Origin of the sequence: Paraburkholderia sp. WS6 (assembly GCF_030464835.1) — a bacterium.
Taxonomy (GTDB): domain Bacteria; phylum Pseudomonadota; class Gammaproteobacteria; order Burkholderiales; family Burkholderiaceae; genus Paraburkholderia; species Paraburkholderia madseniana.
The window spans coordinates 134,591-146,766 of sequence record NZ_JALQCK010000017.1; the positions used below are offsets into that span (position 1 = coordinate 134,591).

Sequence of the window (12,176 nt, forward strand, 5' to 3'; positions counted from 1 at the left end):
TCGATCTATGCGCTGCTATCAGCTACCGCGAAACACGGGCTTGCGTTTGCCATGAAACGCTTCGACGCCTTCACGGAAATCGTCCGAACTGCGCAGCCGGCTATAGCAATGTCCTTCCAGTTCGATCGCGATCGAAAGCGGCGCGTCTTCGGTGTCATTCAGCAGCTTCTTCGCAGTGCGCTGCGCGAGCGGCGAGAAGGCGCGCAACTCGTCGACGAGTGCATCGGTCGCGGCTTCGAGCTCCGCATCGGGCACGCAGTCGACCGCGATGCCCCAGTCATACGCCTGCTTGCCCGGAATGCGGCGCGAGCGCATCACGATGTCCTTCGTGCGGCCGACGCCGACCATCTTCTGCAGACGCGCGGAGCCGCCCGAACCCGGAATCTGGCCGAGCTTCTGTTCCGGCAGTGCGTAGAAGCTGGTGTCGGTCGCGATGCGGAAATCACAGGCGAGCGACAGTTCGAAACCGACGCCGAAGCAGAAGCCGCGATTGGCCGCGATCACCGGCTTCGAGCACCGTGCGGGCGCGGCGACATTCCACGCCAGCTTCGACACGTGTTCCGGCGACGCTTCGAGAAAGCCCTTGATGTCGCCGCCGCTCGAGAAGTGCTCGCCTTTCGCACGCAGCACGATCACGCGGACGCGGTCGTCCTCGTCGAGTGCTTCGAATGCGGCGCGCAGTTGGTCGCGTGCATGCATCGAGATCACGTTGAACGGCGGGCGGTGCAGCATGATGTCGGCGCGTTCGCGCGCGGCGTCGATTTCGATCGAGAAGCCGTCGAGTTCCTGCAGCAGCGTCTGGCCGCGATGAGTCAGGTCAGTCATGTGTTACTCCTTTTGTGGTTCTGTCAGGTTGTGCGGCGCCGTGCTCCGGTTCGTACTCGCCCGCGGAAAGCTTGCGGCGCAGGATCTTGCCGACCGGCGATTTCGGAATGTCGTCGACAAACACGTATTCGCGCGGGCGCTTGAAGTTGACGAGATCGGAGGTCCGGCAAAAGTCATCGAGCGCCTTGGCTTCGACGTATTCGCTGCGCTTGATGAAGGCGACAACACGCTGCCCCCAGCGCTCGTCTTTCACGCCAGCGACGGCCACTTCGTCCACCGCCGGATGCAGCGACAACACCGATTCGATATCGACTGGCGAGATGTTCTCGCCGCCGCTGATAATCATGTCGTCGACGCGGCCCGATACGAAGAGATCGCCGTCGTTATCGAAGTAGCCGGTGTCGCCGGTGAAATACCAGCCGTCGCGCAACGACTTCGCGTTCGCGTCAGGCCGGTTCCAGTAGCCTTCGAACGACTCGTCGCCGAGCAGGTCCGCAATGATCTGGCCTTCTTCGCCGGTTTGCGCGAGTTCGTCGGGCGACGTCGCGTCGAGCTTCACGACGCGCAGCCGCGTATTGACGCCGGCGCGGCCCGCGCTGCCGGGTTTCAACGTCGCGTCCTGATCGATACTGAACGTGTAGACCTCGGACGAGCCGTAGTGATTGACGAACAGTTCCGGCTTGAAAGCAGCCGAAAGACGCTTCAGCAGACCGTCGTTCATCGGCGCGCCGGCAAAGCCGAGTTTCGTCACCGAACTTTTGTCGGTGCGCGCGAACTCCGGTGCGGCCAGCAGATCGTGATAGAGCGTGGGCACCAGGTACAGACACGTCAGCCGGTACGTGCAGATGGAATCGAGCGCAAGGGTCGCATTCCAGCGGCGAACGCAGACGAACAGCCCGTCGACGAGTGCCATCGCCAGCAGCGAGCGCACGCCCATCGTGTGATAGAGCGGCATCACGCCGAGCGTGCGTTCGCCGTGGCGATAGAGGTTCTGTGCGACGTGCGCGAGCGCGGCGGCGCGTTCGTGGCGATGCCGGCGCGGCACGCCCTTCGCCTTGCCCGTGGTGCCGGACGTGTAGAGGATCAGCGAGTAGTCTTCCGCGGTGGCCGCAGCAACAGCTGCGCCTTCGCGCCGACGCTCGCGCAGCAGTGCATCGAACGAAATCGACGCGCCCGCCGCATCGTCCAGCGCAATGCGCGCAACGGCCTTCGCGGCGGCGCTTTGCGTGACGGCTTCGGCGCAAACCGGCTCGTACACGATGGCTTTGACGCCCGCATCGGTCACGCAGTAATCGAGCTCATCGGGTTTCGCCCGCCAGTTCAGCGGCACGATCGCCACGCCGGCGAACTGGCACGCCCAGTGCAGCGTCGCCATTTCCCAGCGATTTTGCAGCACGACGAGCAGACGGTCGCCGTGTGCGAGGCCGAGTTCGTGCAGACCGTCCGCAACGTTCAGGATGATCCGGTGCCACTGCGCATACGTGAGCGTCAGTTCACCATCGACGAGCGCCAGCGCGTTCGGGCTGCGCTCCACGCTTTGCAGAAAGGTTCGGCCGAGATCAAGCATCGCTCGTCTCCTTCTCTTCCTGCGCCTGGCGCCGGCGCGCCGCCACATCGAGCACGGCGGCGACGATCGGCGTATAGCCTGTACAGCGGCACAGATGGCCCGACAGCATGTCGCGCACCTGCGCCTCGTTTGGATCCGGTACGCGCTTCAGATAGTCGGCGCACGACATCAGAATGCCGGCGGTGCAAAAGCCGCACTGCAGCGCGTGATGACGCTGGAACGCCTGCTGAAGGTCGCCGAGCGTCTGGTCGGGCGCGAGGCCTTCTACCGTATCGATGCGGCGGCCGTCCGCCTGCAACGCGAGCATCAGGCACGAACGTCCCGCCACACCGTCGATATGAACCGTGCAGGCGCCGCACACGCCGTGTTCGCATCCGACGTGCGTGCCGGTTGCGCCCAGTTCGTGCCGCAGAAGATCGGACAGCAGATCGCGCGGCTCGCAATAGCCGCTCCGTTCGCGGCCGTTGAGCGTCACGGTGATTCGCCGCCGTTCGCCGCGCGGTTGTATGCCCTGCGGCATCGTATTAACAGGGGTCTTCGGGGTCTTGCTCACTTCGCCTCCTCTATCACGCGCCATCCCAGTTGCCGAACCAGATGCCGGCGATACGTCGCACTGACATGCGCGTCGTCCTGCGCGCCCAGCTTCCAGCTCAAATCGTTCAATGCAGTACGCAAGTCGTCGCCCTGCAGACGCGGCCAGCGCTCCACCACCGGCCGGTCGGCGACGCCACCCACTGCGAGCTGGATCAGGTTATCCGTCACCACCGCCGCGCACGACACGAGGGCGAAATCGCCATGACGGGCGGAGAATTCCGCAAAGCCGTAGCGCTCGCCCGGCTTTTTCAGCGGAAAACGCACAGCCTCGACAAGTTCGTCCGGCTCGCGCGCCGTCATCAACATCCCCTGAAAAAAGTCCTCGGCGGCGAGCACGCGCTTGCGCTTTGTCGAGCGCAGCAGCACACCGCCGCCCAGGGCTGCCAATGCGAGAGGCAACTCGGCGCTCGGATCCGCGTGAGCGATCGACCCGCATACGGTGCCGCGATTGCGGATCTGAAAGTGGGAAATGTGCGGGAACGCGAGAGCGAGCAACGGCACTTCGTCGCGCAGAGACGGGCGCCACTCGACGCTGCCCTGCGTCGCCGCCGCACCAATAACGAGCTGCCCCGCCTCGTTGTCGACCCGCACCGTATTCAACTCGTCGGTGCGGGAAATATCGACGAGCCGGCGCGGTTGCGCGAGGCGCATGTTCAGCACCGCCATCAGCGACTGGCCGCCGGCCAGCACGCGTGCGTCTTCGCCGCCATGCGCGAGCGCTTCGAGCGCATGTTCCGTACTCGTCGCGCGCAGATAATCGAACGGCGCCGGTTTCATGTTCTACTCCTGAAGAATGCGAGGAAGCGCGAGAGCCACGAGCCTTGCGCGCGGCCTTGATCGACGGGCTTGCCTGATGCTTGCCGGCCCAGCGATTCGAACAGTTGCCGCAGCACGACTTTCGCCGCGCCTTCGAGCATCCGCCCGCCGACTGCCGCAACCTTGCCCGACACCTGCGCTTCATAGTCGTACGACAGCCGCGTGCCGCGCTCCGTGGGCGTCAGTTCGACGAGTCCTTCGCCACGCGCGGTGCCAAGCGGCGAGCTGCCGGCACCAGCGAGGCGCAGACGATGCGGCGCGTCGATATCCGACAACCCGATCCGCGCTTCGAAGCGCGCCTTGATCATGCCGACGCCGACCGTCACATCGGCGCGATACTGGTTCGGTCCGGTCGCTTCGAGCGCGTGGCAGCCTGGAATGACCTTCGCGAGCGCCTGTGGGTCCATCAGCACCGCAAAGATCGCTTCAGGTGTGGCGTCGAGATCGACAGTGCCCCGCGCCGTCAGCGCCTTGCCGCCTGCAAGCGCCTTGTTCGACGCGGCGGCCGCAGCCGCTTGAAGTAACTCGGGACGCGAAGGCGGCGGATCGTCGATGCCGATCAGGTGCATCACCTTCGCAGGCGTGAGCGGCAAGCGGATATCCTCGACGCCGAGTGCATCGGCCACTGCATTTGCGATGCACGGCGGCGTGCTCATGTTGTTGCCTTCGCCCAGCCCTTTCGCACCGAGCGGCGTGAACGGCGACGGCGTTTCCAGATGCACGATCATCGGATCAGGCACTTCGCAGGTGGTTGGCATCAGGTAGTCGGCGAGCGTGCCCGACTGGAAACTGCCGTCTGCGCCGTAGCGGAACTCTTCCATCAGTGCCGCGCCCAGGCCCTGCGCGAACGCGCCACGAATCTGGCCGTCGGCGAGTGCCGGATTGAGCAGCGTGCCAGCGTCGTGGGCGGTCACATAGCGGTCGATGCGCACCCGGCCGGTTGCGCGGTCCACTTCGACGGCGCACATGTCGAACGCGAAACCGTAGGCCGCCGATGTGTTGATGCGATCCTGCTCGTCGGGCGCGTCCATGTGCGGCGGCGTCCAGAACACCGTCTCGCGCAAGCCCGGCTCTTCGCCTTCAGGCAACAGCGCGGGCGCCCAGTGCGGCGCATTGCTCGCGACGCGGCCAAACGGCAGCGCGCGGTCTTCCTTGCCCTTCGCAAAGATGCGGCCGTCTTCGAAACAGATGTCCTCGGGCGCACAACCCGATTGCTTCGCGACGATGCGGGCCACCTTGTCGCGCACACGCATCGCTGCCAGATGCACCGTGCCGGCCACCGCACCGGCAAAACGACTCGAATAGTTACCTGCCGCCACTGACCACGCGTCCTTGTGTGTGTCGAACTCGACGTTGACGACGATGTCCCGCGGATTCAAACCAAGCACATCGGCGACAACCTGCGCGCAGACCGTCATATGCCCCTGCCCCGCCGGCGTCGATGCAATCGTCACGACCACGCCGCCGAGCAGATCGACGCTGACTGTCGCGCTCGCGATGGCGCCGCTCTTCGGGCCGGCTTTTTTGCGCGCCTCGGCGGGCATCACGGTCGTGATGTAGCCCATGTTCGACACAGACGGCTCAACGATCGCCGCAAAGCCGATGCCATACACACGTCCTTCGCGGCGCGCCGCATCGCGACGCGCGACGAGTTCGTCGTAGCCGCCTTCAGCGAGCGAGCGGCGCAGCGCTTCCTGATAGTTGCCGGAATCGAGCAGCGCACCCGCTGCGGCGCGATACGGGAACGCATCGGCGGCGACGAAGTTGCGGCGATATACGTCGAGCACCTCGAGCTTCAGTTCGATCGCGATGCGCTGCATCAGACGTTCAAGCGCGAAATACACCTGCGGTCCACCGAAACCGCGGACGAGGCCCGTCGGCGTTTTATTCGTGAGCGTCACGCGGTTGCGCACGACGAGATTCGGAATCGCGTAGGCGCCCGTCAGGCAGCCATGCATCCGGTAGAACGTTGCAGGTTCCGGCGCACGCAGATAGCCGCCGCAGTCCTCGATCTGGTCGTATGAGAGCGCGGTGATGCGGCCGTCGCCTTCGACGGCGGCTTCGAGCGTGGTCAGGCGCGCGGTGGCCGACGTGGCCGCGCTCAGATGTTCGAGCCGATCCTCGACCCATTTCACCTGTGCACCGGCCTTGCGCGACGCAAGGCACATCAGCACCACATACGGAAACACCGCCTGCTTCACGCCGAAGCTGCCGCCCGAATCGCGCGGCGCCTTGTGCCGCAGACGATTTGCCGGCACGTTCAGCGCCATCGACATCACCGCATGCAGCGAGAAAGGCCCCATGAAATTCGACGTGACGTCATAACCCTCATCGCCGGACAGATACTCGGCGATCACCACGCCGCATTCGATCGGCGCACACGTGTTGCGCGGATAGTGCGCGTCGATTGTCACGCGATGCGGCGCGCGTTCGAATGCTGCTTCGGGCTCGCCATAGCGATAGTGACGATCGCTGATCACGTTCGTGCCGACCTTCGGATGCAGAACCGGTGCATCGTCGGCGATCGCGTTTTCGATCGACGTCACCGGCGGCAGCGTCTGGTACTCGACCTTGATCAGATCGAGCGCGTCTTCAGCGAGCGCACGCGATTCGGCCAGCACCACGGCAACCGGTTCGCCGACATAGCGCACGCGGTCCATCGCGAGCGCCCACTGCTCCATCGGCGACTTCACGCCGACCACGAACGGCCGCGACCAGCCCGGCAGATCATCACGTGTGAGCACGGCACGCACGCCGGCCAGTTTCAGCGCAGCGTCCGTGTCGATGCTGCGCAGTTCCGCATGGGCGTGCGGCGAGCGCAACACCGCGGCGTGCAGCGTGCCGGGTTTCACGGCGATGTCGTCGCCGTAACGTCCGCGGCCGGTCAGGATCGCCGGATCCTCGACGCGTTCCATCGAGCGGCCCACATGACGCTGGCGCTGGCGTTCAGCCGACGTTTCGGGCTCGCCAGCGGGGCGTGCATCCGCTACCAGTTCGGCAACTGTATCGCGCTGATTCATTTCATTGCTCCCTGCCCGCGCGTGGCGGTTGCATCGGCGTCGTCGCCCTCGTCGTTCCCGCCTCGGTTAAACTCGCTGGCAAGACCGCTCCAGCGGCGCGCAATCTCGCGATGCTCGATGCCGAACAGATCCATGATCCGGCCGACCGTGTGATCGACGATGTCGTCGACGGTTTGAGGGTGCGCATAGAACGCGGGCACCGGCGGCATCACGATCGCGCCCATTTCGGTGGCGAGCGTCATGTTGCGCAGGTGCGCGAGATTGAGCGGCGTTTCGCGCGCGACGAGCACGAGGCGACGACGCTCCTTGAGCATCACGTCCGCGGCGCGCGTCAGCAGGTTGTCGGCGAAACCGTTGGCGACGCTCGCCAGCGTTTTCATCGAGCACGGCGCGATCACCATGCCCGCGGTGAGAAACGAGCCGCTCGCCACCGTCGCGCCGATGTCGCGCACGTTGTGGACGACGTCGGCGAGGTCGTCGAGGTCTGAACGCGTAAGACCGAGCTCCTGCGCGGCGGTAATGGCGCCCGACGGCGACACGATAAGATGCGTCTCGGCCGTGCCGAGCCGGCGCAAGGCCGCCAGCAGCCGCACGCCGATGACTGCACCACTCGCACCCGAAATGCCGACGACGATCCGTTCACGCGTTTGCGTTGACTGCATGGCTGTGCCTCGCTCAGACCGCGTCGCGCAGCTGGCCGCTGTGCAGGTAGGCATCGAACGCCGCGTTGCTCGTGGCGACGAGCCGGTCGAGATTGACGGTGTCCTGCCCCGGAATCCGCACGCGGGTGAATACATGTGCCGGATAGACGACCGGGCGCGTCGCGTCGAGACCCATCTTGGCGCTGACGCCCTGCATGTGCGGCGGCGCATCGTCGGGCTGGCCGACGGTCGTCGATGGATCGAGCGGCGAGCCCTGTGCGCCGGCCACAATCACGAGATCCCGATCCGCCTGGAAGCGCGTCGCGATCGCCCATTCGATTTCGGCAGGATCGTGCACGTCCACATCGGTATCGACGACGACCACCTGCTTGATGTCGTAGTGCGCGCCGAACGCGCACAAAATCACGTTTTTCGCTTCGCCTTCGCGCTTCTTGTCTAACTGGATCCACAGGTGATACCGGCACACGCCGCCCACCGACAACTCCACGTCCTTCACGCCCGGATGGCTGCGCTGCAGATGCGCCAGCAACGTCGCTTCACGCGGAATGGCGCCGAGCAGCAGATGCTCCATTTCAGCCGGAACAATCGTGTGATAAATGGGCTGTTCGCGATGTGTGACTGCCGTCACGTCGATCACCTCACGCGCTTCGCGCGCGCTGTAGTACTTCGGGAATTCGCCGAACGGACCTTCGGGCTCGCGCACCTTGGGCAGGATGCGGCCCTCGATCACGATTTCCGAAAACGCGGGTACACGCACGTCGTTCGTCACGCACTTGACGACCGGCAGCGGCGCGCCGTGCAAGGCACCGGCGATCTCCAGTTCGTCGCAGTCGATCGGGGAAATAGCCTGCGACGCCAGCATCGTCAACGGATCGACGCCAATCGCGATCGCCACGTCGAGGGCGTCGCCCGCCGCTTCCGCGGCCTGATAGAACGCCAGCAGATGACGCGGCAACATCAGGATCGCCATGCGGTCCTGGGCGTGCACCTGAATGCGGTTGATCGACACGTTCTGGATGCCAGTCCGCGGATTACGCGCAATCACGAGGCCGGCCGTGATGTAGGGACCGTTGTCGTGCTCGCTGTGTGTCGGGATCGGCAGCAATGCGTGCAGATCGATGCCCTGCGTGCGGATGACCTGCTGGCACGCGGCCTCGTCGCGTGGCAGTTCGTGCCAGGCAACAGGATGCCCGGCCGCATCGCGAAAGCGTTCGAGCAGCGCGGCCTCGGGCACGCCCATCGCTTCGGCGATCCACGCGCGCTTCGACATGAAGCCGCTCACTACCGGAATGGCGTGGCCGCCGGGCTTGAGAAAAATGGCGGCTTGTTCTCCGTCGAGCCGTTTGGCGACTGCCGCGAGTTCGTGTTGGAGTGAAACCGGCTGATCGATCGTCGCGACGCGCCCCGTTGCCGACAGGCGTTCAAGCCAGTGGCGCAGCGTCGGCGCGGTGCTCTGCGGCGCCCATGAGGATTGAGGTGTGCCGCTGCCTGCGGCATCGCGTGAGTCCATTTACGTCTCCATCGGTGCTTGCCGTCAGGCGCCGGAACGAGTCTGTCGGGCGGACATGCAGCAAGTTGGAATGAAGCGTAGCGAGAACGGGTTATAACTTCTAATATTGTTTTTTGATGTCTCTCATCATTATTTTTGATATCAGTGTTAGCCCCGATGACGCCCTTCGTACGCTCGGTTATCAATAGGCAACGCTTCCGGTAAGGGTCTTTCTCAGCTATTTAGATAGCCACGCGGTGTGCTGTTTTCGCCGGCTTTCGTGAGTGACCTGATGGACCGCACAGCGGATATTAACTTTCGTGATGCACCCCGTGGCGCCCCATCTGGACGTCAAATGGACCTCTCATGGACCTGAAGCAGATCCAGTATTTCATCGCGCTGTTCGAGGACGGCTCCGTGACGCGCGCCGCCAAGCGCCTGAACATCGTGCAGCCGGCGCTCAGCATGCAGATCGCCAAGCTCGAGGAAGAACTGCATCAACAACTGTTCGACCGTGGCGGGCACGGCATGGCGCCCACCGCCGCCGGACGGCTGATGTACCGCCTCTTTCTGCCGATCATCCGCGATCTCGCGCATGCGCGTCAGCAAATGGTTCAGCGCGACGAGATCGTAACGGGCCACGTGTCGATCGGGCTGATCGCATCGGTGACGGAAAGCGTGCTCGCTGATTCGCTGTCGCGCTTTCACGCGCGCTATCCGCATGTCGAAGTCACCGTCGCCGACGGCTACACCGCGACCTTCATCGACTGGGTGTCGGGCGGCCAGCTCGACGCCGCGCTGATCAACAAGCCGCGCTCGCGCCTGTCGCTCGACTCGCAGCCGCTCCTCGATGAAGAGATGGTGCTCGTCACCAGCGCCGAACACGGCCCCGAACTGCCGCATGCGATCGAGCTCGCGCAACTACCCGAACTCGAACTCGTGCTGCCCACCAAGCGCCACGGCCTGCGCGGCGTGCTCGATACGGCCGCGCAGCATGAGGACGTGCTGCTTGCGCCGCGCTTCGAAATCGATGTGTTGAGCACGATCGTGAAGCTCGTCGAAAGCACCCGCTTTGCGACGATCCTGCCGCGCATCGCGGTTGAGCGCGCAGTGCGTCGAGGGGCGTTGCGCGCCTATCCGATTCTCGCGCCGCGCATCGTACGCCATATCGTGCGCATCAGTCATCCGCGGCGACCGTTGAGCGCTGCTGCCGAAGCGCTGATCACCATCATCGCCGACGAATTACGTGAAGTGTCGAGCGAATCGGCGCCGACCGATGGCGGCACGCACCGGTTACCCCCTGGCTTGTCATCCTCGAAGGAAGCCTCTGCATGAACGCATTTCACTGGATCGCCGGCGAATGGACCGGCACGCCCGCCGTCGACAGCATCGATCCCGCGACCGGCCTTGCGATCGGCCGCTTCACCACGACGGCATCGCTGAAGCCGACGCCGCCATTGCCGCAGCCCGATACGCAGGAAACTGTAACGGTTCTGGTGCAAATAGGTAAGCGGGTTGAGAAGTTTCATATAGGTAGGATTCCTTATCTAACGAACAGGAACGCATTCCATACGGCGGGCTCAGCGGCATCCTTGAGGCCGAGCTTCGCGAGCTCGAAGTGGCCACTTGCGAATGCGATGCGTCAATTCGATACCTGAAATCGTGGTCGCGGCGCTCCTGAACCGTTTGAATCCAAGCATCACGTACGTTCTGGACCTGATGTGGCGATGGTCCTGTTCGATCACGTTGTTCAGATATTTTGAGGACCGGACCTTCGTGTCTTCAGGCACCAAACCATCGGCCTTCATCTCGCGCACCGCGCGGTGCGAGGCCGCGTAGCCATCGAGCGTGATGGTCTCAGGCGACTGGCCCTGATGCCTGATAGCCTTGCTGAAAAAGGCTTTGGCCGCAACCACGTCGCGCCTCGCCCTGAGCATGAAGTCCACCGTCTGGCCAGCCCGATCCACCGCCCGGTACAGGTAGACCCACCTGCCGCGAATCTTCAGATAGGTCTCGTCGACACGCCACGAGCGACCCGCAGGCGTAGCAAAACGGTTCCAGCGTTTGACGAATTCGGGCGTATAACGCCTCACCCAGCGCAGGATTGTCGTGTGAGCGAGCGACAAACCCCGTTCGGCCATCATCTCGACCAGATCGCGTAGGCTGAGCTTGTAGCGCAGGTACCACCGAACACACAGAATGATGATCTCCCGATCAAAATGGCGTCCATCGAACAACTCCTTCAGGCTCTTCAGTTTGGTCATCACCGGTTATCAGTTCGTTTTGCTCCAACAACTCTAACCGATTCGCCGATCCTATTTGCACCAGAACCAACAGGGCCACCTGCGAGGTTGGCGCGGCGTATCCGCACGCGCAAAAAATTCAACCCCGACCTTGACTCCCGGGGGAAGTCCTTGCAACAGAATCGACCCCTTGCCGTTATCCGGGTCGCCGAGCCGGCCACGGCCGCTCGCAAAGTCCAACGTTCATTGGCCCACGTCGGGTCGCCTGCCGCTCGGCGGCCGAAGCGGCTGTCCGCATACCGCATATCTTTTTGCCAAGAACGCCGGCTTGGGAGAAAATCGAGCAGGCCTGTCGATCGCCAAAACGTCCCCGTCGCAAACAGTCCCTCATCACATTGCAGACGTCAAGGTCGTTATCCAGAAAGCCTAATCATTCAATGAGGACAATCCACTAGCATGCCTCGAAGCCCTGCCATTTGAAGGATTCGCTCAAGACATGCACTACCAGGTCATCAATCGGAATTGAGTCGACCGAGCCGTACCACGCGGCCGGATACGCCCGCTGCAGCTTTCCCGCGGCATACAAGGCCGCCCAGACCTCGTGGGTCATCTGTGCTTTTTGCCGCAGCACTTCGCCGGCGTACAGGCGCTTAACATCGCATCCATACCGCACGAGTCCGCCACTCGCCACGTAAGTTTCGCGCATTGTCAGGCGGCGCACCGGTTGCCCAGCCGCATGACACTCGTCGCCAGCAGTTTGCTCCCAATGCTGATTTCGCGAAAACCACACCACAGGCGTTCCGACGGACTCTACCCCAATGCCGCCAGGGATGAGCATCCCGCTTGTGCTGATGTGCTGAAATTTTCGTCCCGTGGTGTAGTGCCATGCCAACATCGTTTGCTCCGATCAGATTTGCCTGCTACTGCCATTCTCCGTCTCCTGTTTTACTCGCGATGACA

9 protein-coding genes and 1 pseudogene are annotated in these 12,176 nt (G+C 63.7%); 1 reads left to right on the plus strand and 9 read right to left on the minus strand.

Annotated features, from left to right (window positions below; all coding sequences use genetic code 11):
* Positions 1–18 precede the first annotated feature (18 nt).
* From M0D64_RS21260 to M0D64_RS21290, 7 genes are read right to left on the minus strand one after another with little or no spacing between them, the layout of a single operon-like run.
* Entirely contained in the window at positions 19–825 is an 807-nt protein-coding gene (locus M0D64_RS21260; RefSeq protein ID WP_154567045.1) for an enoyl-CoA hydratase/isomerase family protein, read from the minus strand.
* Entirely contained in the window at positions 818–2,392 is a 1,575-nt protein-coding gene (locus tag M0D64_RS21265) for an AMP-binding protein (protein WP_266259100.1), read from the minus strand. Before M0D64_RS21265 ends, M0D64_RS21260 begins: the two co-directional genes overlap by 8 nt.
* On the minus strand, positions 2,385–2,912 hold the full coding sequence (locus M0D64_RS21270; protein ID WP_266259129.1) for a (2Fe-2S)-binding protein: 528 nt from the start codon (positions 2,910–2,912) through the stop codon (positions 2,385–2,387). The genes M0D64_RS21265 and M0D64_RS21270 overlap by 8 nt, the downstream gene beginning before the upstream one ends.
* Before the next feature lie 29 nt (positions 2,913–2,941).
* Positions 2,942–3,763, minus strand: a complete 822-nt coding sequence (locus tag M0D64_RS21275) for a xanthine dehydrogenase family protein subunit M (protein ID WP_266259101.1) — start codon at positions 3,761–3,763, stop codon at positions 2,942–2,944.
* Complete coding sequence (locus M0D64_RS21280) at positions 3,760–6,822, minus strand: molybdopterin cofactor-binding domain-containing protein (RefSeq protein WP_266259102.1); 3,063 nt, start codon at positions 6,820–6,822, stop codon at positions 3,760–3,762. Before M0D64_RS21280 ends, M0D64_RS21275 begins: the two co-directional genes overlap by 4 nt.
* The gene (locus M0D64_RS21285; RefSeq protein WP_266259103.1) at positions 6,819–7,484 is read right to left on the minus strand and encodes a UbiX family flavin prenyltransferase; all 666 of its coding nucleotides are present in this window, start codon (positions 7,482–7,484) and stop codon (positions 6,819–6,821) included. Before M0D64_RS21285 ends, M0D64_RS21280 begins: the two co-directional genes overlap by 4 nt.
* Positions 7,485–7,497: 13 nt before the next feature.
* The gene (locus tag M0D64_RS21290; RefSeq protein ID WP_266259104.1) at positions 7,498–8,994 is read right to left on the minus strand and encodes a UbiD family decarboxylase; all 1,497 of its coding nucleotides are present in this window, start codon (positions 8,992–8,994) and stop codon (positions 7,498–7,500) included.
* A gap of 345 nt (positions 8,995–9,339) precedes the next feature.
* Here M0D64_RS21290 and M0D64_RS21295 point away from each other — a divergent pair, with 345 nt between their 5' ends.
* A complete protein-coding gene (locus M0D64_RS21295) occupies positions 9,340–10,308 on the plus strand; it encodes a LysR family transcriptional regulator (protein ID WP_154567859.1) in 969 nt (322 codons plus the stop codon).
* A gap of 208 nt (positions 10,309–10,516) precedes the next feature.
* Here the strand turns inward: M0D64_RS21295 and M0D64_RS21300 are convergent.
* Both M0D64_RS21300 and M0D64_RS21305 read right to left on the minus strand, forming a co-directional pair.
* Positions 10,517–11,237: pseudogene (locus M0D64_RS21300) on the minus strand (IS6 family transposase).
* 430 nt (positions 11,238–11,667) lie between these two features.
* Positions 11,668–12,111, minus strand: a complete 444-nt coding sequence (locus M0D64_RS21305; RefSeq protein ID WP_266259105.1) for a hypothetical protein — start codon at positions 12,109–12,111, stop codon at positions 11,668–11,670.
* Positions 12,112–12,176: the final 65 nt, after the last annotated feature.

Bases quoted from the DNA above. Each gene is read 5' to 3' on its own strand.
- M0D64_RS21260 (WP_154567045.1), bottom strand. From the start codon at position 825: ATGACTGACCTGACTCATCGCGGCCAGACGCTGCTGCAGGAACTCGAC.
- M0D64_RS21265 (WP_266259100.1), bottom strand. From the start codon at position 2,392: ATGCTTGATCTCGGCCGAACCTTTCTGCAAAGCGTGGAGCGCAGCCCG.
- M0D64_RS21270 (WP_266259129.1), bottom strand. From the start codon at position 2,912: ATGCCGCAGGGCATACAACCGCGCGGCGAACGGCGGCGAATCACCGTG.
- M0D64_RS21275 (WP_266259101.1), bottom strand. From the start codon at position 3,763: ATGAAACCGGCGCCGTTCGATTATCTGCGCGCGACGAGTACGGAACAT.
- M0D64_RS21280 (WP_266259102.1), bottom strand. From the start codon at position 6,822: ATGAATCAGCGCGATACAGTTGCCGAACTGGTAGCGGATGCACGCCCC.
- M0D64_RS21285 (WP_266259103.1), bottom strand. From the start codon at position 7,484: ATGCAGTCAACGCAAACGCGTGAACGGATCGTCGTCGGCATTTCGGGT.
- M0D64_RS21290 (WP_266259104.1), bottom strand. From the start codon at position 8,994: ATGGACTCACGCGATGCCGCAGGCAGCGGCACACCTCAATCCTCATGG.
- M0D64_RS21295 (WP_154567859.1), top strand. From the start codon at position 9,340: ATGGACCTGAAGCAGATCCAGTATTTCATCGCGCTGTTCGAGGACGGC.
- M0D64_RS21305 (WP_266259105.1), bottom strand. From the start codon at position 12,111: ATGTTGGCATGGCACTACACCACGGGACGAAAATTTCAGCACATCAGC.